Source organism: Maribacter flavus (assembly GCF_008386635.1).
Lineage (GTDB): Bacteria > Bacteroidota > Bacteroidia > Flavobacteriales > Flavobacteriaceae > Maribacter > Maribacter flavus.
This window is the reverse complement of record NZ_VUOE01000001.1, coordinates 890,928-914,204: the sequence shown is the minus strand read 5'-3', so window position 1 is coordinate 914,204 and position 23,277 is coordinate 890,928. Positions and strand designations below refer to the sequence as shown.

The 23,277-nt window shown below is 42.5% G+C and carries 15 protein-coding genes and 1 tRNA gene; 4 read left to right on the top strand and 12 right to left on the bottom strand.

The window, feature by feature from the left end; genetic code table 11:
• Window positions 1-54: 54 nt before the first annotated feature.
• From F0361_RS04035 to F0361_RS03995, 9 genes are all read right to left on the bottom strand, one after another.
• The gene (locus F0361_RS04035) at window positions 55-792 is read right to left on the bottom strand and encodes a LytR/AlgR family response regulator transcription factor (RefSeq protein ID WP_154917317.1); all 738 of its coding nucleotides are present in this window, start codon (window positions 790-792) and stop codon (window positions 55-57) included.
• Window positions 789-2,984 (bottom strand): tetratricopeptide repeat-containing sensor histidine kinase, encoded by a 2,196-nt coding sequence (locus F0361_RS04030; RefSeq protein WP_246160799.1) that lies wholly within the window; start codon window positions 2,982-2,984, stop codon window positions 789-791. The genes F0361_RS04035 and F0361_RS04030 overlap by 4 nt, the downstream gene beginning before the upstream one ends.
• Window positions 2,981-5,128 carry a tetratricopeptide repeat-containing sensor histidine kinase gene (locus tag F0361_RS04025; RefSeq protein WP_161598197.1) on the bottom strand — a complete coding sequence of 716 codons (2,148 nt, stop codon included), beginning with the start codon at window positions 5,126-5,128 and terminating at the stop codon, window positions 2,981-2,983. The genes F0361_RS04030 and F0361_RS04025 overlap by 4 nt, the downstream gene beginning before the upstream one ends.
• A gap of 449 nt (window positions 5,129-5,577) precedes the next feature.
• Window positions 5,578-5,651, bottom strand: a tRNA-Asp gene (locus tag F0361_RS04020).
• Between the two features lie 72 nt (window positions 5,652-5,723).
• Window positions 5,724-6,653 (bottom strand): DUF58 domain-containing protein, encoded by a 930-nt coding sequence (locus F0361_RS04015; RefSeq protein WP_154917315.1) that lies wholly within the window; start codon window positions 6,651-6,653, stop codon window positions 5,724-5,726.
• A 73-nt stretch (window positions 6,654-6,726) separates the two neighbouring features.
• Window positions 6,727-7,044: a thioredoxin gene (trxA, locus tag F0361_RS04010; RefSeq protein ID WP_138257780.1), complete on the bottom strand. Its 318-nt coding sequence runs from the start codon at window positions 7,042-7,044 to the stop codon at window positions 6,727-6,729.
• A gap of 108 nt (window positions 7,045-7,152) precedes the next feature.
• Window positions 7,153-8,373: a multiheme c-type cytochrome gene (locus F0361_RS04005; RefSeq protein WP_154917314.1), complete on the bottom strand. Its 1,221-nt coding sequence runs from the start codon at window positions 8,371-8,373 to the stop codon at window positions 7,153-7,155.
• A gap of 17 nt (window positions 8,374-8,390) precedes the next feature.
• On the bottom strand, window positions 8,391-12,827 hold the full coding sequence (gene dnaE / locus F0361_RS04000; RefSeq protein ID WP_154917313.1) for a DNA polymerase III subunit alpha: 4,437 nt from the start codon (window positions 12,825-12,827) through the stop codon (window positions 8,391-8,393).
• A gap of 243 nt (window positions 12,828-13,070) precedes the next feature.
• Window positions 13,071-13,526: a ferritin-like domain-containing protein gene (locus F0361_RS03995; protein WP_154917312.1), complete on the bottom strand. Its 456-nt coding sequence runs from the start codon at window positions 13,524-13,526 to the stop codon at window positions 13,071-13,073.
• Between the two features lie 276 nt (window positions 13,527-13,802).
• Between F0361_RS03995 and F0361_RS03990 the strand changes: the two genes are divergently transcribed.
• Together F0361_RS03990 and rimM are read left to right on the top strand one after the other, a co-directional pair.
• Window positions 13,803-14,387, top strand: a complete 585-nt coding sequence (locus F0361_RS03990; protein WP_094996311.1) for a 30S ribosomal protein S16 — start codon at window positions 13,803-13,805, stop codon at window positions 14,385-14,387.
• 11 nt (window positions 14,388-14,398) lie between these two features.
• On the top strand, window positions 14,399-14,926 hold the full coding sequence (gene rimM / locus F0361_RS03985; RefSeq protein ID WP_154917311.1) for a ribosome maturation factor RimM: 528 nt from the start codon (window positions 14,399-14,401) through the stop codon (window positions 14,924-14,926).
• Here the strand turns inward: rimM and F0361_RS03980 are convergent.
• The gene (locus tag F0361_RS03980; protein WP_154917310.1) at window positions 14,923-15,966 is read right to left on the bottom strand and encodes a sugar phosphate isomerase/epimerase family protein; all 1,044 of its coding nucleotides are present in this window, start codon (window positions 15,964-15,966) and stop codon (window positions 14,923-14,925) included. The genes rimM and F0361_RS03980 overlap by 4 nt on opposite strands.
• Window positions 15,963-18,773, bottom strand: a complete 2,811-nt coding sequence (locus tag F0361_RS03975; protein ID WP_154917309.1) for a DUF7133 domain-containing protein — start codon at window positions 18,771-18,773, stop codon at window positions 15,963-15,965. Before F0361_RS03975 ends, F0361_RS03980 begins: the two co-directional genes overlap by 4 nt.
• Before the next feature lie 188 nt (window positions 18,774-18,961).
• Between F0361_RS03975 and F0361_RS03970 the strand changes: the two genes are divergently transcribed.
• Window positions 18,962-20,404: a sulfatase family protein gene (locus F0361_RS03970; RefSeq protein WP_154917308.1), complete on the top strand. Its 1,443-nt coding sequence runs from the start codon at window positions 18,962-18,964 to the stop codon at window positions 20,402-20,404.
• A gap of 70 nt (window positions 20,405-20,474) precedes the next feature.
• Here F0361_RS03970 and F0361_RS03965 read toward each other — a convergent pair whose 3' ends face one another.
• The gene (locus F0361_RS03965; protein ID WP_211361138.1) at window positions 20,475-22,427 is read right to left on the bottom strand and encodes a CHRD domain-containing protein; all 1,953 of its coding nucleotides are present in this window, start codon (window positions 22,425-22,427) and stop codon (window positions 20,475-20,477) included.
• Between the two features lie 169 nt (window positions 22,428-22,596).
• On the opposite strand from F0361_RS03965, the gene F0361_RS03960 reads away from it, so the two are divergent.
• On the top strand, window positions 22,597-23,256 hold the full coding sequence (locus F0361_RS03960) for a tRNA1(Val) (adenine(37)-N6)-methyltransferase (protein ID WP_154917307.1): 660 nt from the start codon (window positions 22,597-22,599) through the stop codon (window positions 23,254-23,256).
• Window positions 23,257-23,277 lie beyond the last annotated feature (21 nt).

The following is a 23,277-nucleotide window of genomic DNA, read 5'->3' as shown; positions in this document are numbered from 1 at the left end:
TCCGTTTTTTGAGGAGAAGGAAAAGAGTCAAAAATTACCTAAAAACAAGTCTGTTCAATGACTATTGAAACGGAGGAACGTGGAGATAAAGGCATCCTTTTTTCGGGAGGAAACGGGAATCTTTTTTCCGTTTTTTAGATAGATGGTTCCCGACTTATCGTACTTATCGATAAACTTTAAGTTCACCATAAAGGATTGATGGGGTCTGGTGAAGTTGGCCGTTTCCAGTTTTTCTTCGTATTCCTTCAACGGTTTGGAGGCCACGTATTTTTTGTTATCGGCCAAGTAGAACGTGGTATAGCCTTTATCGGACTCACAATACAATAGTTCTGTGAGGTTTATGACCTGAAAACTATCGCTCAACGAAAGCACCAAGGTGGCATCATCTTGATACCAGACTTTTTTTGCCGTGTTCAATTGCTTTTTCTGTTCCGAAACAGGTAAGATCTTAATTTTTTTGAGGGCCGATTGTAACTCATGAAAATCAACGGGTTTTAACAGGTAATCGACCGCCCCAGCCTTTAATGCTTTCAATGCATATTCCTCGTAGGCAGTAATGAATATGGTTTTAAAGCTTAGGTGGTCGGTTTGGTCGAGAAAGTCGAACCCAGTGCCATCGGTAAGATTGATATCCAAAAACACTAATTCAGGTTTGCAGGCATTGGCGACCACCACCGCTTCCTTTACCGAGGGGCATTCACCGATAATCTCCACATCGGTTTCAACCGTTTCCAATAAGTTGATCAAACCTTTTCGAATATAGGCTTTGTCCTCAATAATAAGTGCTTTCATGTTTCCTCGTTTGGTTTGTATGGAATAAGCAAAGTTATCCGTGTTCCCCGTTCCTTGTCTTTTTTTCTGTCGGCTATGGTAATGCCCCCGGCCGTCTTAAAATCCTTGGCCAACATTTCCAAGCGCTCTTTTGTAATAGTGGTGGCCAGCGATTTCTTTTTGGTATCCGTTTTGTTTGAAATGGCATCGATGCCTATTCCGTTGTCCGTTATGGTGCAACGCAACTTATTACCCTCAAGAGTAAGATGTACACCTATTTCACGGTGTTCCTGATTTGTTGTGAATGCATGCTCGATGGCATTTTCTATAAATGGCTGGATGAGCATTGGCGGAACCAAAAACTGGTTGATGTCTATGTTTTCGTCAACGATCAAGCTATAGTCATAGGGTGGGTCGGCATCCAGGTTTTGGAGGATCATATAATTGTCGATGGCGTCGAGCTCCTGGATTAGGGGAACGACCTTGTCCCGGGAGTTTTCCAGGACGATCCGCAACAGTTTTGAAAATTTGGAAAGGTAAGTGATGGATTTTTTCTCCTCCTTGTTCAAGATCATTCCCTGCAATACCGAAAGGGAGTTGAAAATAAAATGTGGGGTCATCTGCGAGCGCAACAGTTTTTGTTCTGTGACGATATTCTGGTTCCTGATTTTGACCGACTTGTACTTTTGATAAAAAACGAAGGATCCGGATAGGATGGAGGTTAAGAGGATACCGATAACGGCCCACAGGTAATTCTGTTTGGTCTTTGCTAGGTCTTGCGAGGTGGTCATTACTGTCTTGGTGAGCTTCAATTCACGTATACTTGCCGAGTCCAAGGCCTGTTTGTATTTATACTCATACTCGAGTTGGGCGATTTTTTCAATATTTTCCTTATTGAAAAGGCTGTCGTTCAATATTTTAAATTGTTGATGACTTTCAAATGCTTTTTTGTAGTCTCCTGTTGCCTTGTATATTAAAGAAAGAATTTCCTCAGATTCCTTCTGATTTTTTAAGAAACCAAATTTTTTAGAAATTTTGTTTGCCTTTAGGGCCTTAAATAAGGCAGTTCTATATTCATTTTGATATGCATAAGTGCGAGCCAGACCAATGTAAGCCTCGCATAATGATTCTTTGTTTTCAGTTTCAAGGCTGATTTTTTTTGCCTCATCATAAAACTTTTTTGCAAGTTTATATTCTTTCAATATCAAATTAACTTCACCAGTATTTATTAGAATATTTGGAATTATACTTTTTGACCCAATTTCCTTACTAATACTTAAGGCTTCAGCATAAGAATTCAAGGCGTTTTTGTAGTTTCCCATTTCCTTATGCACGGTTCCTACATCATTCAAAGCCCCTGATATCCCTTGTTTTCTATTGACCCTTGAATAAATCTCCAATGACTTTTTATAATAGTTCATCGCCTTGACAAGGTCATTCTGAATCTGATAGATTTGTCCTATATTGGATAGATGATTTGCAATGCCCAAACTATCCCCTATCTTTTCATCTATATATAAGGACTCTTTAAAATGTTTCATAGCAAATGGATAATTGCCCTGAATTTTGTAAACATTACCCAAATTATTTAAGCTATAGGCGATGCGTTGGTTATTTTTGTTTTCCTTGGCAATGGAAAGAGCTTTGGTTAAAAAGAAAATAGCTTGATCAAAGTCCCCCAGTTCTTCATATGAAGTTCCTAAATTCAAAAGACTGGCAGATAAATTGTCGCTCCCTATTTCCTCTTCTATCTTTATCGCACTCTTAAAAAATGTAACGGAAGCGCTAAATTCTCCTTTATTTCTGTAAGTAATGCCCATGGCATTGTAACAGTTGGCTATTCCCTTATTGAAATCAATTTTTTTATAAATGTCAAGTGCCTCATTATAATGGTCTAGGGCCTTCTCAAAATTTGATTGTATGGCTTCCGTTATACCTCTAATGTAAATAGTCCTCGCCTTGCCCTTTTTGAAATTCAATGTTTCCAACAGAGCGGATGATTCATCCAAATATTCAAGGGATTTTGCCAAATCACTACTAAAATATGAGAAAGCCAAATCATTTAACAGATTTACCCTTATGGTATCCTTTTCGGTATGAAACGCCAATTCGCTCTTTAAACTATCGATTTTTTTATTCTGTGCATAAACGCTTCCCATTAAAACTAGAAAGAAAATCAGAATACTATTTTTAATTGTTGACTCTATTTTCATGTATTGGAAATAAGTTTATAGGGAATGACCAACGCTACTCTCGTACCCCATTCATTGTCTTTTGTTCTGTCCGCTACGGTAATGCCTCCGGTCGTGTTAAAATCCTTGGCCAACATTTCCAAGCGCTCTTTGGTAATAGTGGTGGCCAGCGATTTCTTTTTGGTATCCGTTTTGTTTGAAATGGCATCGATGCCTATACCATTGTCCGTTATGGTACAGCGTAATTTTTTGTGCTCAAAGGTAAGATGGATGGCTATTTCACGATGTTCTTGACCTTCGGTGAACGCATGCTCTATGGCGTTTTCTATAAAAGGTTGGATGAGCATGGGCGGAACCAAAAACAGGTTGATGTCTATGTTTTCATCCACCACCAAGCTATAATCATAGGGCGGTTCGGCATCCAAGTTTTGTAGAATCATGTAATTGTCAATGGCATCCAGTTCCTGGATTAGGGGAACGACCTTGTCCCGTGAATTCTCCAGAACGATGCGCAACAGTTTTGAAAATTTGGAAAGGTAGGTGATGGATTTTTTCTCCTCCTTGTTCAAGATCATTCCCTGCAATACCGAAAGCGAGTTGAAAATAAAATGTGGGGTCATCTGCGAGCGCAACAGTTTTTGTTCCGTGACGATATTCTGGTTCCTGATTTTGACCGACTTAAACTTTTGATGGAAGACGAAGGTACCGGATAGGATGGAAGTGCCTAAGATACCGATAACGGCCCACAGGTAATTCTGTTTGGTCTTTGCCAGGTCTTGGGAGGTGCTCAAAATAGTCTTGTTCAATTTGAGTTCCCGGATACTCGCCGAGTCAATGGCCTGTTTATATTTATACTCACTCTCTAATTGGGCAATCTTTTCGATATTTTCCTTATTAAAAAGACTGTCGTTCAACACTTTGAATTGTTGGTGGCTTTGGAGTGCCTTTTTGTAATTGCCCGTTTTTTGAAATAATACAGAAAGTAGTTCCTCGACGTCTACCTCATACTGCAAAAACTGGTGCTTAGCCGAAAGTTCTTTGCTCATCAAGGCATTGTACAGTGCTTTCTCATAATCCTTTTTTTGCTCAAATACTTTTGCCAAACCAAGGTAGGAGTAACATAAGCCTCTATTGTTCTTGATTTCTAGACAAACTTTTTTTGCTTCTAGAAAATACTCCAATGCTTTATTAAAATCCTTTGCTTCTAAATAAATTCCCCCAATATTATTTATTGCGTAGGCTTCACCAGCTCTGTTATTTGTCTCATTAAAAAGATTTCTACCCTTGGTAAGGTAATCAAAAGCAAGTTTGTTGTCTTTTTTTTCTTTGTAGGTCAAGCCCAAATTATTATAAAAATGCGCTTTAAAAGACTTTTCGGTATCATCTAAATATTCAAGTGCTTGATTATAATAGTCTATCGCTTTATTATAGTTTTTAAGGTTATAGTATAGGCTTCCCATGTTGCCAAGTGTGCTGATTATTTCGCGCTTACTTTCATTTATTTTTGCTAGAATAAGTGATTTAGAATAATATTCTAAGGCCACAGGATAGTTTCCCTGGTTGGAATATGTTACGGCAATACTCCCTAAGCAAGAAGAAAGCCTTGTATTCTCGTTTAATTTCTCATTTATTCTAACCGCTTTGAAATAGTTCGCCCTGGCGTCTTCATAATTTCCATTTTGAGCATGGGTCCATCCAATATTGAACAAAAGCACGGCAACTTCATTTTCTTCACCAAGCTCGTTCAAGATTTCTAATGATTTTCTATAATTCCGCAATGCTTCACCTTGATTACTGTTTCGGGACATAAAGACACCCATATCCTTGTAGCATTCTGCTATACCTTTCTTCCATCCGATTTGGCCATAAATTTCAACGGCTTTTTCATAATTCAAAAAACCTTCTCGGTAGTCCGTTCGTATGGCATCCATTACCCCTCTTAGGTATAAATTTTTTGCCTTACCCTTTAAATATCCAATGTTTCTGGTAATGGTCTCTGACTCTTCAAGATAGGCAATTGCCTCAGCTGCATTGGTTCTACGATAAGCATAGGCCAATTGATTTAATAAATCAACCCTAATTGAATCGTTAATGGTATGCTTTTCAAACTCGATTTTAAGACTGTCAATTTGATTTTGTTGTGCCGGTAGGGCAATCGTTGTCAAAAAAAAACAGATAAATGATATACGGAAATATTTTCCAGAACCGAAAAACGGCCATGCCATTACTGTATTTCTTATTCGTTTGGGTTTTGAATACATAGTTAGAATGGCAAAGCTATTTGTACTGATGGGACATTCATTTTTTTGCTTTCTGGATGCCTTATAAAAAACAAAATACGGATTTTACTATCCCTAATTCGGTAAGGAAAGAGTTTTGTTTAAAAAAATATCAAAGAAATATATATCCGTTATTTCCGAATCAATAAGCGTAGGGTTTGAAAAAATATATGTTTTAACCAAACCAATTAATTTGGTGAGATAATTATTGGAAGTTCAAACTATTTTGAAAATCACACTACGAAAATCGTACATGAAAATTTGAATTATTGGATACCAAATACATAGCTAAAAATTGGTAACAAAAAAGCCCTCAATAAATTGAGGGCTTTTTGCGGTCTGGACGGGACTCGAACCCGCGACCCCCTGCGTGACAGGCAGGTATTCTAACCAACTGAACTACCAGACCGTGGCGTTTAGCGTGTGCAAATATACATTGCTTATTCAATTGCACAAACATTTTCTTTTAAAATATTACCTTCTATAGAAATTTGGAGCGTTCAACCAAAAAGGTATTCAGTATCGTAGAAAAATCCCTTATTATATCGACTTCTACATATTTGATTCGGTATTGGGCACATTTCAACTTTATGGAGGTGAAATATTCCTGTACACCCTTCTCATAGGCTTCTTTAATAGTATCGGCATAAAGATCCAAATGTTCGCCCGTTTCAACATCCAAAAATCGTTTGGGCGTATTGTCAAAATCGAAGTGATATTCTAGTTCCTTGTCCATCAAATGGAAGAGTACCACCTCATGCTTGTTATACTTTAAATGCCTAAGGGCCTCGAACAATTCTTCATCTTCTTTTTCCGTCTGAAGCATATCGGTAAAGAGAAATATGAGACTTCTTCTTTTTATTTTTTCGGCTATCTGATGGATATAGGTATAGGTTCTTGTTTCCTTGCCGCCCGATTTTTCGCTCCCAATTTCATTTAATTTGGCCAAGAGCATTTGAAAATGGCGCTCACTTCCTTTTTCGGGGGTGTAATAGTGGTAATCATCGGAGAACACGCTCAGGCCCACGGCGTCGCGTTGTTTTTTTAATACGTTCATTAAGGCCGCAATGGCCAATATTCCAAAACCGATTTTATTCAGGTTTCCCAAGGTCTGGGTCTTGACCTGCGGATAGAACATGGAGGCCGAGTTGTCCAAAATCATATGGCACCTAAGATTGGTCTCTTCCTCGTAGCGTTTGGTATATAACTTATCCGTTTTAGCGTACAATTTCCAATCGATATGCTTGGTACTTTCGCCGTTGTTGTAAATTTTATGTTCCGCAAACTCCGCAGAAAAACCATGAAAGGGGCTTTTATGGATACCACTGATGAATCCTTCTACGACCTGATTGGCCAATATCTCCAGATTAGGAAATAAGGTGGCGTTGTTTAATTCTTTGCGTATTTCCATAGCCTAAAGATAACATAAAAAAAGTCCAGCGTTCTTCACTGGACTTTCCTTTATAATTATATGGGTAACGGGCCTATAAAAGCGCATCAATAGCGTCCGTATATACCTTTTTGGGTGAAACACCTACTTGTCTACTTACGATTTCCCCGTCCTTGAAAACCAAGACCGTTGGGATATTTCTAACTCCATATTTTGCGGCGAATTCCTGATTGGCATCAACATCCACTTTTCCAACTATGGCCTTGCCCTCGTATTCGTTACTTACTTCGTCAATGATCGGCCCTACCATTCTACAAGGTCCGCACCATGCGGCCCAAAAGTCTACTACTACGGGTTTATCGCTTTTTAAAACTACTTCGTCAAAAGTAGCATCTGTTATTTCTAATGCCATGATTATTACATTTTATTGATTATGCAAAGTTAGTCAAATATTCAACGCTTTCCTTACGCTATTGGTATTCGTTTTGGTTATTTAAAGATTGATGTAATCTATGCCAATTTACTCATTTGCCTCGGCTTCTGGGTAAATGGCAATGTTATGGGTTCTGACCCCAATTGGGGTGGATTCTTCCAATTTGGTCAATTGTACCTGCATGCTCCTAGAAGGTATTATAGGCATATGGCATTGTATACAGTCATTGTTATTTGCTGTCATTTTTGATTGCGAAATAGAACATGTGATTGTATTTGGTTGATGGCACTCGATGCATTTACTGTTGAAATAGCCTGATTGTCCTCTTTGGTTTCTATGGGGGTCATGACAGGTCATACAGTCCATCTGTTCAGATTGGGTAAAACATTTGCTACTGATGAGCAATCCAAACTGGTTTCCGTGAACGTCCAAAGACGTGCTTGGTCTAAGTGAGTTAAAGTTTTTAGAAAACTTGGATAGCGTATCCCCAGGTAAGAATTTAAAGGGGTTTTGAATTTGATTGCTTCTGAGTCCGGAGTGGCATGAGGCGCAAACATCAAGTCTTTGCTGCCTTGACAGGGAAGCCAAGGCTATGAGCGTGGTATCTTTTTGTGTTCCTATACCTTTCCTTTGAAAAATTACGTGTTTTTCCGATGGGCCATGGCATTTTTCACAGTCAACGCCCAAAACCATTCTGGACATATCATACATGTTGGAGTTTAGGTTCTCATTGTTGCTTTTGGCAAAAGTGACATGACATTTTAAGCATTGGTCGTTTACGGGCCTCAATGGTACCAACGTATTTGCATAATTTGGGCTATTTATCCAAGTGTCCGTAGGCACAAAATAGGATGCTTGTAGTTGATGTAAACCATCGGGTTGATTGGTCAAAAAGGTTTGTCCCTTTAGTCCTGAGCCTATGGTGATGTCCATGCTCCAATCAAATTGTTTCCGGTCTCCATAATTTAATCGGGCAACCTGAAACGGATGTCCATTTTTATCCACTATGGTAATATCGGCATCCATTAATCTCACCACATTTTTCCCTTCTTCAAAACTACCATGGATATTGTCCAAGGTGGTGAATTCCGAAGTGTTGTAATGTGCCGTTTGTAAGTGGGTTTCATAAATATCCCCGTGGCATTCCATGCAGGATTCAGATCCTACGTACCCTTCACCGTTATAATGGTAGGCAATCACTTTTACATCAGTGTACTGCTCCGATGGTCCGGAAAGATATTCGTATAGTTTTACCGAAATAAAACCGAGCAATACTAAACCAAGGCCGACAAATATCTTTTTCTTCAATGGAAATGGTCTTTTGGCTAATTAAGTTTAAAATGTACCTGTTGCTCCTCCAGTCGTTGTAATAGTTCACTGGAAATCTGTACTTTTTGTTTTCTGCTGCTCAATCGAACCTTGATCTGTTCCTGCATTTCATACACCACAAAGCTCAAAGGGTGTTCCCCTTTGTGGGAAACCAAGGTATCCTTGAGTTGGTGTACCTGCGCTTCTTCCAATTCATCGATGTTCAGCCTAATGGTCAATTTTTTGGCAAAGGATTCCATGACATCCTGTAACAGCATAAAGCTGTTGAACTGCATTCGTGGCTCTCCCTTGAGTCCGGTTTCCCGGTTGACCCATCCTTCCCGCACGAACAATTTTACATAGGCGAAGGAGTTTAGCATTAGGAAGTGCCTAAACTTGAGGTATTCCTCCCCAAATATCCGGAACTCAAAGGAGTCCGTATAATCTTCCATGGTAAAGGAGGCCCATCCCTTTCCGTTTTTGGAAATCCTGTGTTGTACATCCGTAATGACCCCCGCAAAGGTCAGTTCCCTATTGATATAATTTTGAAGGTCGCTACAATGGGAAAGACTGGCATTGCAGAACGCTTTGATTTCCGTTTTAAAATCATCCAGTGGATGGCCTGAAATGTAGATGCCCACTACCTCCTTTTCCCTTCTTAATTTTTCCATGGTACCCCATTCCTCGCAGGGAGGAACGATGGGCTCGGGGATGGAGACTTCACTGGCATCGCCAAAAAGGCTCACTTGTGCCGAATTTTGGTTCTCCTGGAATTTTGCCCCGTACTTGATGACTTTTTCCAAAAAGGTGATTCCGTCTCCGTCGTTATGAAAGTATTGTGCCCTGTGGGAATTCCCCAAGGAATCGAATCCCCCGGCGAGTGCCAAGTTTTCAAAGGCTTTTTTGTTTGCTGCCCTTAGGTCGATGCGCTTGGCCATATCAAAAACCGATTTATACGGACCATTTTCCTTTCGTTCCTCAACGATTGCCTCTACGGCACCTTTTCCTACTCCTTTTATGGCCCCCATTCCAAACCGGACCGCTCCGTCCTTGTTCACTGCGAATTTGTAATACGATTCGTTAACATCCGGTCCTAGAACATCCAGCCCCATGCGCTTACATTCCTCCATGAAAAAGGTGACCTGCTTAATGTCGTTCATATTGTTACTGAGCACCGCGGCCATGTATTCGGCAGGATAGTGGGCCTTGCAATAGGCCGTTTGATAGGCTATCCATGCGTAACACGTAGAGTGACTTTTATTAAAGGCGTATGCGGCAAAGGCTTCCCAGTCCTTCCATATTTTTTCCAGTTTGTCCTCCGGATGGCCTTTGGCAGAGGCTTGTTGGATGAATTTGGGCTTCATTTTGTCCAGCACGTACTTTTGTTTTTTCCCCATGGCCTTTCGTAGTACATCCGCTTCGCCTTTGGTGAAATCCGCCAATTTTTGGGACAAGAGCATTACCTGCTCTTGATATACCGTAATACCATAGGTTTCGGCCAAGTATTCCTCGCAAGCCTCCAAGTCGTACACGATTTCCTCCGTACCGTGCTTTCTGGCGATAAAGCTGGGAATATATTCCATGGGTCCAGGTCGATACAAGGCATTCATGGCAATAAGATCGGCGAACACGGTAGGTTTTAACGCCCTCATGTGTTTTTGCATCCCGGGCGATTCGTACTGGAACACCCCAATCGTTTCCCCACGTTGAAAAAGCTGGTAGGTTTTTTCATCGTCCAACGGAAAATTCTCAGGATCTAGTTCAATGCCATGTTTGGCCTTGACAATCTTAACGGTGTCCTTGATAAGGGTCAAGGTTTTTAGACCCAAAAAGTCCATTTTGAGGAGTCCGGCACTCTCCACAACGGAGTTGTCGAACTGGGTACAGTACATGTCGGAATCCTTCGCCAAGGCCACTGGTACGAATTTGGTGATATCGTCAGGTGTAATGATGACCCCACAGGCATGGATTCCTGTATTTCGTACGGAACCCTCCAAAACATAGGCTTGGTTCAAGGTTTCGGATTCCAATCCGTCCCCTTCTGAAATGGCCAACAGTTCGTTGATTTTGACCATGTCGTCACTGTTGAACTTGCTTCTGAGGATTTTCTCATCGACCCCCATAATTTTTTTCAACTTGGACATGTTGGGAATCAGTTTCGCCATTCGGTCGGCATCGCCAAGGGGAAGGTCCAAGGCTCGTGCCGTATCACGGATGGAAGATTTGGCGGCCATCGTACCATAGGTAATAATTTGCGCCACCTGGTTTGATCCGTATTTGTCGATCACGTAGTCCATAACTCTGCTACGGCCTTCATCATCAAAGTCGATATCGATATCGGGCATGGAGATACGGTCCGGATTGAGGAAACGCTCAAATAGCAAGTCGTATTCGATAGGGTCGAGATTGGTTATCCAAAGGCAATAGGCCACCGCAGAACCTGCGGCAGATCCCCGGCCAGGTCCTACCGAAACCCCCATATCACGGGCCGCCCTTATGAAATCCTCCACGATCAAAAAGTATCCCGGATACCCCGTTTTTTCAATGACTTTCAACTCGAAATCAAGGCGCTCGTCAATTTCAGGGGTAATTTCCCCGTAACGTTTTTTGGCACCTTCATAGGTGATGTGACGTAGGTACTTATTTTCACCGCGTTTGCCCCCATCAAGTTTATCCTCTTCAAATTGGAATTCTTCGGGAATATTAAAAGCGGGTAACAAGACATCCCTTGCCAAGGTAAAGGTCTCTACTTTGTCAACGATTTCCTGAATGTTGATGATGGCCTCTGGGATGTCCTTGAAAAGCTCCTTCATTTCATCCGAGGACTTGAAATAGTACTCCTGATTGGGCAACCCATAACGATAGCCACGGCCCCTACCAATGGGCGTGGATTGTTTTTCGCCGTCCTTTACACAAAGCAAAATATCATGGGCATGTGCATTTTCCTTTTTTTCGTAATAGGTGTTGTTGGTGGCCACCAACTTAATTTGGTGCTTTTGTGCAAACTGGATCAAAACCTGGTTGACACGGTCCTCGTCTTCCTGCCCGTGGCGCATGATTTCAATATACAGGTCGTCGCCAAAGGTTTCCTTCCACCATATCAGAGCTTCCTCGGCTTGGTTTTCACCTACATTTAAAACTTTGCTCGGTACCTCGCCATACAGGTTTCCCGTTAGGACAATGATGTCATCCTTGTATTGTTCAATGATTTTTTTATCGATTCTGGGAACATAATATTTACCGTCCACGAAAGCAATGGAGGACATTTTGGCCAAATTGAGATAGCCGTTCTTGTTTTTCGCCAGCATCACGATTTGGTACCCATTGTCCTTTAGGGTCTTATTGGTATGGTCCTCGCACACCTGGAACTCACAACCCACAATGGGCGTAATTTCCCGCTCCGGTTCCGGTAATGTTTCCAGGGGTTCCTGACCTTCTTCCAAGGTGCCGTTTTTGGTAGCCTCGTAACGCTTTCTGTTTTCTTCGTTCCTGGCCGCAACCCCGTTATTATGGTTGATGATACCGTTCACAAAGTGAAAGGCACCCATCATGTTGGCATGGTCCGTTATGGAAACCGCAGGCATTTTTGCCTTGGCCGTCGCCGCGATGAGGTCAGGTACGCTGATGGTGGATTGCAATATGGAAAACTGGGTATGATTGTGGAGATGGGCAAAAGCGGCCGTCTCCAAGGTGGCCAAGTTTTCCTTTATTTCTTCCTTGGTGATACCGCCTGTATCCTTTTCCCAGAGGGCATCGGCAATTTTTTTGGATGCTTTTTTTAGGTTGATATGCTTTAGGCCGATAAGCTGAATCTCCTGCGGATTGGCTTCGGAGAAATTCCTGAAATAATCGGGCTGTACATCCAATTGCTCGGCCGTATACTGTCTGAGCCGGACCAACTCCAAAAAGCAGCGGGTAGTGGCCTCCACGTCCGCGGTGGCGTTATGGGCTTCCGCAAAGGGTTCCTTAAAAAGATATTCGTGCAATTCGGTTAGCGTGGGAAGCTTGAACTTACCTCCGCGCCCACCCGGGATTTGGCAAAGTTCGGCCGTATGTTCCGTACAGGTATCCAAGACCGGAAGTTCCTGCAAGGGGTTTTCAACGCCCATCCGGTGGAATTCCGCTCCCATGATTTTGATATCGAACCCAACGTTCTGTCCTACGATGAACTTGGTCTTGGACATGGCATCATTGAACTTTTCCAATACCTCGGCCAAAGGGACTCCCTCTTGTTCCGCCAAGGCAGTGGAGATACCATGGATTTTCTCGGCATCATAAGGAATGTTGAAACCTTCAGGTTTTACCAGATAATCCTGCTGGTCCAAAAGGTTGCCCATGGCATCGTGCAATTGCCATGCGATTTGGATACATCGGGGCCAGTTATCCGTGTCGGTTATGGGGGCGTCCCAGCGTTTTGGCAGTCCAGTGGTTTCGGTGTCGAAAATTAGGTACATATATTTTTTTTAATTCCGAGGGAATCGGAACATATTGACGAATCTTGTGTTCAATTCCAAAAAGTCGAAGCCCAAATTCAATAAAAATTTTGCGAAAACTGATGTTTGGGATTCAAAAGAAATGGATTTATAAAAATACTCAAAAGTGACGTTTGGAAAAAGTGTAGTTGCTAGGAGTTATCAACCAAAAAAAGCGGACGTTTTAGCGTCCGCTTTACATTCATATTTATGGTTAGATATTTTTTAGGAAATCGCTTTCTCATAAATCCTGGCATTGTTTAAAGCGCTCTCAATCTGGTTTCTATGCTTGATCAGGATTTCTTGGGTAGTTGGTGCGAGTTCCATATTATCGTCCTTTAGAATTTCGTTGTATTCTTCCAGACTGGCCTTTTCACCGCGCTCTACTTCTTCCAGGATGCGTTCAGTACTATTCGAACTGAGGCTTGCACTTAAATTCATCCATGTTCTGTGCAAGTCGCCTTTGGTGCTTCCACCTTTATCCGGCAGTTCTCCGTAAGTTTGAATTTCTCTCTTAAGTTCATGGCCAAAATTATAGCGCTGTAGAACCTTATCCGCAAGAAATTTTTTTACGGTTGGATTATCTACTTTATCCTGTGCCAGCTTATATACCTTTTCTGCGTCGTACGTTTTGGTCAACAAATCATTTAACCTGTTAGAAATTTTTTCTGAATACTTCATAATCTATCTTATCATTTAAATTTATAACGGTTATTGTCTTTCAATAACTACACTATATAAGGTACAGGAAAATCTCGGAAACCCAAGTATTTACGGGGGTTTAGCATAGGTTTAACGTTATTTATGAGGGTATCTTAAATGCATTTAACATCCTAGGGTTTATTTTTTAGTTTTAATCATTGCCAAATCAAACTAATTAAATTACATTTGCAGCCCTTTTTCAAGGATAAATAGAATTAATAACCAAGGGTCGGGCACCCTACAAATTAATGTGATATGCCAGTTAAGATTAGATTACAGAGACACGGTAAAAAAGGTAAACCATTTTATTGGGTGGTTGCCGCCGATTCAAGAGCCAAACGTGATGGTAAATTCTTGGAAAAATTAGGAATCTACAATCCTAATACGAACCCAGCTACTATAGAATTGGATGTTGATAGTTCCGTTAAATGGTTACAGAACGGTGCACAGCCAACAGATACTGCAAAAGCGATTCTTTCTTATAAAGGAGTTCTTTTGAAGAGACATTTGTTGGGAGGTGTTGCCAAGGGAGCCTTGACCGAGGAGCAGGTAGAAGAAAAATTCAACGCATGGGTAGCTGAAAAGGAAGCTGCAATTGATGCCAAAAAAGGTGGATTGGATAAAGCAAAAGAAGAAGCCAAGGCAAAAGCATTGGCTGCCGAAAAGGAAATAAACGAAAAGAGAGCTGCTGAAGCTGCGGCTGCAGAACTTCCTGAAACTCCTGAAGGTGAAAGTGCAGAGGAAGAGGTAGAGGCTGTTGAGGAAGCTCCCGAGGTTCCAGAAGAGGCTCCTGCCGCTCCTGAAATGAAAGAGGAGGAAGCTCCTAAAGAAGGAGAATAGTATTTGTAACGATGCGAAAGGAAGATTGTTTCTACCTAGGCAAAATCGTTTCAAAATATAGTTTTAAAGGGGAGGTACTTGTAAAGCTGGATACCGATGACCCGGAGATATACGAAAATATGGAATCAGTATTTGTTTCATTGGGAAACAATCTGGTTCCATTTTTTATTCAACGCTGTAGGCTCCATAAATCCAATTTGCTACGAATAGATTTTGAGGAAGTAAAGGACGAATCTGATGCGGATCGAATCATGAGATGCGATCTTTATCTGCCCTTGACCATGCTGCCTAAACTTACCGGCAACAAATTCTATTACCATGAGGTCATTGGTTTCTCCGTTTTGGATGATGTTCATGGAGATATCGGGGTAATCGAAGGTGTTAACGACACTACTTCCCAAGCGCTCTTTGAAATTAAAAATGGGGACAAACAATTGTTAATCCCCATCAATGATGAAATTATCAAAAAAGTAGACCGGCAAGGCAAAACTATTTCCGTGACTACTCCAGAAGGCTTGGTAGACCTTTACCTTTCTTAACCTTCCAATGCTTCTTTGGCAAATTCCAAGCATTTCTTTACTTCCGCAATGGCATCGGAACCTTCAGGAATATCGTATTCCAATTCTATTGTGGCCGGAAAGGAATATCCATTATCGCGCATCAATTGAAGTGCTTCTGCCAGAGGAGTATCTCCCTCGCCCCATACGACATTGCCTTGGCCATGTTCCGGTGTTTGCCTATCCTTTACATGCATACTCTTGATATGATCATGTTTTTCCTTCATAATTTCAAGCGGAGCTTCATTACCTGCTGCTACAAAATGACCTAAATCCAAGTTGAGCGCGTTGTATTTGGATTGCTTCAGGGCTGTATCCCAAAAAGTTGGCGTTTGTTGGGTGTGTCCGTGATAGGCAACATAAATCCCATGTTTCGCGGCCATTTCCCCTAATTTTTTCGTGTGCTCGTCATCACTTGGGTGTTCAAGGGTCACATGGGATGCCCCTAGGGCCTTTGCGGCCTTGAACCCATAGTTTATTTCTTCATCGGTATTGTCCTTGCCAAATGCATTGGGCTTAAATGCGTAAATGGTTACCCCGGCATCATTATACATTTTCTTAAGTTCCTTGAACTTGTCCATAGAAACTTGAGCCCTCCATTTAGCCACTTCTGCATTATAGACGTCCATGGCCTTTTGCATTTCCGTCAATTTTTTTTCATCCGCTGCTGTTATGGTTCCTTCCCTTTTGGAGCGCATTAATCCCCAAAGCGTTCGTCTGTCCAAAGAACTTTCGGGTTTCCCAGCAAAGGATTCAGCCGGATCTCCCATTAATTCAATGGCGTTAATGCCCGAATCCAACACATATTGTAGCGTAGCTTCTGCACTTTGGTCAGGCATACTTCTAAAGGAATACGTAATTACCCCGATTTGCACCCCATTTATTTTAGAGCTTGGGACAGCTGAATTCAGCAACCTATTTTTTCCAAAAATATTTGGACCAATCAGTGTTGTCCCAATGGCCAAAGCGGCTGAATTCGCTACGAAGTTTCTTCTTGAAACTGTGTTTTTTTTGTTATTCATAATACAGGTTTTTTTGATGCTCCATAAATCTTCATTTGTCTCATGGACCATGGTATTTCACGGTCCTCTTGTGGGCCAAAGTTTTTCGTTAAGCTTATACGAATAAACTTGGCCTCAACAGGGTCGAAAATCAGGGAAACATCTGCCTGTTCTCCTTCGCCTTTTTCAATTTCTTTCCATGAAATTCCATCCATGGAGGTTTCTAATCTATAGCCACGCGGATAGGTGTGAAGTGGCGGTGGCGATCCGGGACGCCAACCTCTAGAAATTGGGGTCGCGTTATAGTGAACTTCAGAGACGCTCATAGGTTCCGGGAACTCTACTTGAAACCACATGCCCTCTTCCTGATTACCTCCAGAACTCCATCCCTCAAAATTAAACGCACTGGTAGGGGAGGCCCGGCCACCAATTCTTGTGGGTACGGAATGGCTTGCCGTAATATTCCAATCTTCGCTTGGCACAAGGAGTTGCGGAACCGATGTCATTAACTCATCATATACATAAGGCGCGTTGCGCTCCTCCGATTTGGTCCTAACGTTATGTACATCCTCAGCGGATACTAAAGTTGCTTCATTGGATAAGTTGGTTCGAATATAGGATACAATCGACGCAATCCATTCATCGGATTGTTCTTTGTTACCTACCATAATACCTGCTGGATAGGTTTTTCCATCCAATGGGCCTTCCAATCCGTGCATCACCGTTTTAATAACATATTCCGGGTGCGATTGTACTCGGGTGGAACCGCTTAAGGCCGGTGCCATGACCAAACCATCTCCAACGGGTGTTCCTGTGCCATCGTTTCCATGACATTGTACACAGAGTTCGTTGAAGATGACCTTTCCTTTTTCCAAGCTGTTCTTTTGGGCTTCGGTAAGCTGATTATTGCCAACTTCCCACCAATTTTTGACTTCTTTTGGTTCTAAAATCTGTTTGCCAATGGTCTGTATTCCTTTGGCCGAATTGGACTTGAGTAATTTTTTAAGGGCAATGTCGAAGGATGGGACTTCAAGAATGTGTGCCGACAAAACTGCCTGTAATACTACATCTACATTTTTTTCCTCAAATAATTTTAAATAATCCTTTCCAAGCGATTTTTTACCCGACTTATAAAGTGTTTCCCCCGCACGCATGGCTTGAATACGCATTCTGGGATTGGGGTCTTCCATTAATTTTTCAACCATTTTCTCTTTCAACGAACCCAGGCCCTCCAAGCACCACAAGGCATGGAAACGAGCCAATGTATTATCGCTATTATTAACCATGGCTTCAAGTTCTGGAACGATACTTCTATCCTGTGACAACACGATCAACTGTTGTGCCTTGTCCCGCCACCAACCATTGGGATGCTCCAAATGTTTTACAAGTTGGGCCGGTGTTTCATTCAGCATATTCGGCTTGGTCTTGTCCCGCTCCTTGCTGTCATGGGTAATACGCCAAATACGCCCTAATCCAATGACCTTATCCAGCTGGTACTGCTCAATTTTTGCGCGAAGGTAGGTACCCTTTTGCGCCCATTGCCCTTCCTGTATAATTCCATGGTACATATCCGTAATATACATGGTTCCGTCTGGTGCGGTGGTCATATCTACCGGTCTGAACAAAGGGTCTGTGGATCGAAGGAACTCGGATTTTTGGTCCTGGAATGCGTTGTGCAAGGTGGTGATTCCTTCGTTGACCACCGGATCAACCTGGCGAACAATCCGAGCTACTGGTTCTCCATAGAACAATTGTCCGTATAATTCTTTGGGTAATCGGTCGCCACGGTAGATATCGTTTCCGGCCGCACCGGTTACCCTCTTTGGACCACCATTGTTTTCACGAACTCGATCCATTCCTTCCTGAAGATCGCCGATCAATACAGGTGCGCCCCACGGTTCCTCAAAACCTTCGGCATAATTGTCGGTATCCTCATAATCGAAATTACCATAATGTACGGGTTGTTGAAATTGGGATGGTAGGCCGCTTGCACCTCCCAAAAACCAAACCTTTCCATCATCATCGTGTGTTACGCCCCATTGTGCCCGGTTATATCCCGTATTTTCACGGATGACTCCAGTAGGCGTTTCCCTGACCCGGAAGGCGTTATAGGTGCTGTACATCCAGTTGTCCATGTTGTAATACATAAAGGCCTGTTGGTGCTCTACGTTCCCTGATCTACCGTAATTTGTGGTGAAGAGTTCTTTTTTATCGGCCTTGCCGTCACCATTGGTGTCGGAAAATTTATATACATTATCCTCATCTGAATTCATGGTCAGTACGGCATCCTTTCCGTAGGGCAGTACAAATCGGGGAAAAATAAGACTGTCCACGAAGACAGTTCCCGTTTCATAGATTCCGTCATTATCGGTATCCTCCCATCTGGAGATTCTACTTGTAGGTTCCAAGGTGCCGTCAGAATCGGCCGTAAGCATATAAGTACGCAATTCTAGAACGAACATTCTCCCATTACCGTCGAAAGCGATGGCACCGGGCTGTTCAATTTGGGGTTCGGTAAGTATCGGTTCAATATGGTAGCCTTCGGGCAATAGAAATTTTTTGGCCTCTTCTTCTGGATATAAGGGAAGTACGGGGGATTTTGGATCTAGATCCGCGCCTTTCCAATCTTCATGCTCTGGATCCACATCCGGAGGTAAGGAAACAATAGGAAGGGTATCTGACATCGAGGCGATCACATCTGCCACACTATCTTTATCTACTTCCTTTTTTTCTTGGTTTGAGCAGCTAAGTAATCCTACAATCAAAAAGCCGTAAACTAAAAGAAATGAAAATGAGCGGTTCTTCTTAAAGATCTTATTTAAATTCATTTTGGTCAAGGTCATTCAAAATATACGTTCGGAAATTAATTATATTCATGGCATCTTACAAGTAATTTAACTGGGTATTTTTGAAATAGTGTCAATGAAACCGACATGATTTAGAATAATCCTTAAAAAAAAATAGTGTAATCGTTAATGGTTACATGTGACTTATCAAAAACAACAATAAAAAACACATGAAACAATTAAATTTTAAAGGATTTGTCTTTTTAATGCTGATTACTATGTGTTCTTGTCAAGAGAGACCACAAAAATCAACTTCAAAAGAAGTTCAGCCACCTAATGTCGTTTTAATTTTTACAGATGACCAGGGATACAATGATGTAGGTGTTTTTGGAGCCGATGACATCGCTACCCCTAATTTGGACCAAATGGCCAAGGAGGGACTGAAGCTCACTAGTTTTTATGCTGCACAGGCGGTCTGTTCCGCATCTAGGGCCGGTATTCTTACCGGATGCTACCCCAATAGAATCGGCATCCACAATGCATTGATGCCCAATAGCGAGATCGGATTGAACCCTGAGGAAACTACCTTGGCCGAAATGCTCAAGTCCCAGGGATATACTACCGGAATTTTTGGGAAATGGCATTTGGGCGATGCGCCTGAATTGATGCCCAATAATCATGGATTTGATGAATATTTTGGTATTCCCTATTCCAATGATATGTGGCCATTGCATCCGCAGCAAGGGCCTGTGTTCAATTTCGGTCCTTTACCGTTGTACGAAAACGAAAAAATACTGGACACGCTAACGGACCAATCAGACCTCACAAAAAGCATTACCGAAAGGAGCGTGGATTTTATCAACAAAAATAAAGAGAAGCCATTTTTTCTTTACGTGCCCCATCCACAACCACATGTTCCCTTATTTGTATCCGATAAATTTAAGGGGAAATCCGGAAGGGGTTTGTACGGTGACGTTATCATGGAGTTGGACTGGTCCGTTGGGGAAATCCTAAGGGCCTTGGAGGAAAACGCACTGACCGAAAATACCATAGTGATTTTTACTTCGGATAACGGGCCTTGGCTTTCCTACGGCAACCATGCGGGGAGTGCCTATCCGCTCAGGGAAGGCAAAGGTACTGCTTGGGAAGGCGGCCAGCGCGAACCTTTTTTGGTGAAATACCCCAAGAAAATCCCATCCAATAGGGTGGTGGATGCACCTGTCATGTCCATCGATATTTTACCTACCATTGCCGAGGCAACAAATTCACAATTGCCCCAAAAGAAAATCGATGGTAAAAGCGCTTGGGGCCTCTTTACGGGTGAAACCGACAATAGTCCCCAAAAGGCCTATTTCTATTACTATCGCGTCAATGAACTCTTTGGGGTGCGCTATGGAAAATGGAAACTTTATTTTCCCCATACCTATAGAACCATGGAAGGTCAAGAACCCGGTAAGGACGGGCTGCCAGGAGATTATAAAATGGTGAAACTAAAAGATATTGAACTGTATGATTTGGAGGCCGATGTTAGTGAGACCACCAACATTGCGGATTTACATCCGGAGATTATTTCAGAAATTACCGCTATGGCCGATGCCATGCGGGCCGAATTGGGAGATAGCCTTACTGGAATGGAAGGCAGTGAACGCAGGGAGCCAGCTAGGGTACGATAAAATGATTTTTTTATAATAAAATAGGGCGACCAAATTTGGTCGCCCTATTTTATCAAATAATGAAACGTGTTTACTCATTTATTCCGATGTCAGCTTGCGCAACCAAGGTTGCCAAGTCATCCGGACTTAAATGCACATTGATATATCCGTCTACTTCCAACACATCCTGATAGCTGAACGGGGTCTCGTCATCCAAGATTTCCACATGTGTGCTACTCATCCCCGTAGTTCCATCAACGGGATTGAAGCTAAAGATTATCGGACCGGTTTCCGCAGCGCTGTTCGCATGGATATGGGCTGGGTGAACGCCATCTGCCGGGGTTCCTGTGAGTTCGATTACCGTCAGGGCATTTCCGCTTACACGTTCAAAAAAGGTGGCACTTCCACTTATTCCTGGTACATCTACTGTGGCCAAGGCATAGGTTTTGGAGGTCCCGGTGAGCTCATTTTCGCCAATATCTCCTTGGGCTACCAAAGTGGCCAAATCATCCGCACTCAAGTGAATATTGATATATCCGTCTACTTCCAATACATCATCATATCCAAAAGCCGAGTCATCGTCCAAGGTAGCTACATTGGTCACGCTCATTCCGGTAGTTCCATCCACGGGATTGAAGGTAAATAAAATGTCGCCCGTTTCCGCCGCGCTATTGGCGTGTATGTGTCCGGGGTGCATACCACCATCTGGGGTACCTTCAAGCATGATAGTTGCCAAAGCCTCTCCATTTAGACGCTCTTCGAAGGTCGCTGTACCAGAGATGGTCGGTACTGCAACGGAACCTAATTCGTAGGTTTTGGCTTCCCCGGTCAATTCATTTTGGCCAATATCACTTTGTGCAACCAAAGTGGCCAAATCATCGGCACTTAAATGAACATTAATATATCCATCAACTTCCAATACTTGGGCATATCCAAATGAAGTATCGTCATCCAACGCGGTTACATTGGTCATGCTCATACCGGTAGCACCATCGACTGGATTGAACGTAAAGATGATGTCTCCACCTTCTGCGGCCGTATTCATATGAATGTGCGCAGGATGTGTTCCGTCTTCAGGGGTGTTGTTCAACATAAGTGTTGCCAAGGCTTCACCGTTTACCCGTTCTTCAAAAGTAGCCATACCATCAATCCCATCAACGTCAACAGAACCAAGTTCGTAGCTTTTGGCCTCACCGGTCAATTCATTTTGTCCAATATCCCCCTGGGCTACTAAAGTAGCGAGGTCATCCGCGCTTAGGTGAATGTTGATATATCCGTCATAGGTTAGCACATCGTTGTAACCAAAAGCGGTGCCATCATCCAACGCGGAGACATTCGTATTACTTATGCCGGTAGCACCATTGACTGGATTGAAAGTGAAGGCAATATCACCACCTTCTGCAGCCGTGTTCATATGAATGTGTCCTGGATGCATGCCATCAGCGGGCGTATTGTTCAGCACAATGGTGGCCAACGCTTCCCCGTTCACACGTTCGGCGAAGGTAGCGGTACCACTAATATCTTCAATCGCCACGCTTCCTAGTTCGTAAACTTTCGTCTCGCCGTTCAGTTCGTTCTGGCCTATATCGCCCTGCGCAACCAGGGTTTCCAGGTCATCTGCACTGGCATGTACATTGATGTAACCGTCAAAATCCAACAATTCTTCATAGGTAATGGGCGTACCGTCGTCAAGCGTTGAAAACGTAACCGAACTCATGCCGGTTGAACCATCAACCGTACCCAGGGTAATTGCGATATCTCCACCTTCCACTGCGGTGTTGAAATGGATATGGGCCGGATGCATACCGCCACTGGGCGTATTTTGCAGTTCCAGTTCTACGGTTATGGAGTTGTCCTCATTGTCAATAATTTTGGCTGTACCCGAGATGTCGGGGTTGGAAACGGAGCTCAGTTGATAGGTTTCGGAATCGCCTCCGTCCACTATTGGAGGAATAAAATCGCCGTCATCATCACTACATGAAGTAACGAGCATTGCGCCCATGACTATGGGCAGGATAAATCTGAATGTTTTTCTAAGTTTCATAATAATTGTTTTTATGTATGTTTATGTACGGAAGATTTTTTCAAGGGTTTAGTTTTTTCCTTTTTTTTGGAACCTAGGCCCTTCAAAATTTTCATACACCTCAAAAAACAACACATTGAAGGATACTTTTTGCTTTAAAAAATTTAAAATTGACCAAGAACGTTGTGCGATGAAAATAGGGACCGATGGTGTCCTTTTAGGCGCTTGGACGAACGTAGATTTTGAGCCACAATCCATTTTGGATATTGGTGCAGGTACAGGTGTATTATCCTTAATGTTGGCTCAAAGATGCGATGCGCCTACAATCGATGCCCTTGAAATCGATGAAAATGCCTACGAACAGTGTGTCGAAAATTTTGAGGCCTCACCGTGGGGCGACCGACTATACTGCTATCATGCTGGATTGGACGAGTTTGTAGATGAAGTGGACGAGGTCTATGATTTGATCATAAGTAATCCGCCATTTTATAGTGAAACCGTATCCAGTGGTAATACCTCAAGGGACTTGGCGCGCCAGAACGATACGTTGCCCTTTACGGAATTGGTGGAAAGTGTTTCCAAGTTATTGTCCGATAGAGGTACGTTTTCGGTCATAATCCCCTACAAGGAAACCGAGGAGTTTATCGCACTGGCAAATACCTCGGGTCTTTACGTCTGGAGGATATGTAGCGTAAGGGGACACAGCGATGCCCCATTAAAGCGTAGTCTGATAGAATTTTCGAGGACAAAGGCCGATGCAATAGTCGAAACATTGACCATCGAAAAGGAAAGGCATGAATATACCGAAGCATACGTGGCCTTGACCAAGGACTTTTATCTAAAAATGTAACTTATTGTTTTTACAATGTTA